Below are 899 nucleotides of genomic sequence, written 5' to 3'. Positions count from 1 at the left end.
CCTAGGCGGTGTCTTCAAATGATCGTCGCTGGTGGATCATGGTTTCGTGATACGTCGCCATGAACTGTCGGATGCTGAGTGGGAGTTCGTCCGGCCGCTGCTGCCCGAGTCGTTGCGGGGGCGGAAGCGGCTGGACGACCGCAGGGTCCTGAACGGGATCGTGTGGAAGTTCCGGACCGGGACGGCCTGGCGGGACGTGCCCGGGCGTTATGGTCCGTGGGCCACGCTGCATACGCGTTTTCGCAGGTGGGCGATGGACGGGACGTTCGACCGGATGCTGCGGGCCGCTCAGGCGAAGGCGGACGCGGCGGGCGACGTCGAGTGGCTGGTGTCGGTCGATTCCACGGTCGTCCGAGCTCACCAGCATGCGGCCGGGGCCCGAAAAGGGGGCTCCGCGACCCGGCCCTCGGTCGGTCCAGAGGCGGCCTGACCAGCAAGATCCACCTGGCCTGCGATGGCCGGGGCCGGCCGCTCGGCTTCGTCCTCACGGGCGGCAACACCAACGACTGCACCCGGTTCACCGCCGTGATGGAGGCGATCCGGGTGCCCCGGATCGGACCCGGCCGCCCCCGCGTTCGGCCCGATCACGTCCTGGGCGACAAGGGCTACAGCTCGAAAGCGATCCGCACCTGGCTTCGCCGTCGGGGCATCGCCCACACGATCCCCGAGCGGGCCGACCAGGTCCGCAACCGGGCCCGCCGCGGCAGCCTCGGTGGCCGCCCGCCGGCCTTCGACCGCGAGGCATACAAGCACCGCAACGTCGTGGAACGGTGCTTCAACCGTCTGAAGCAGTGGCGCGGGATCGCCACCCGGTACGACAAGACCGCCGAGTCCTATGAAGCAGCCGTCACCCTCGCATCACTCCTGATGTGGGCGTGACATTTGACGACAGAACCTAG

At 68.9% G+C, this 899-nt stretch carries 1 pseudogene; it reads left to right on the top strand.

Annotated elements, in window-relative coordinates:
• Window positions 1–49 precede the first annotated feature (49 nt).
• Window positions 50–879: pseudogene (locus CR470_RS38210) on the top strand (IS5 family transposase).
• The last annotated feature ends 20 nt before the right edge of the window (window positions 880–899 follow it).

The sequence above is a fragment of the Streptomyces sp. rh34 genome, assembly GCF_002551245.1.
In the GTDB taxonomy this organism is placed as follows: Bacteria; Actinomycetota; Actinomycetes; order Streptomycetales; family Streptomycetaceae; genus Streptomyces.
This window is presented reverse-complemented; position numbering and strand designations above follow the sequence as displayed.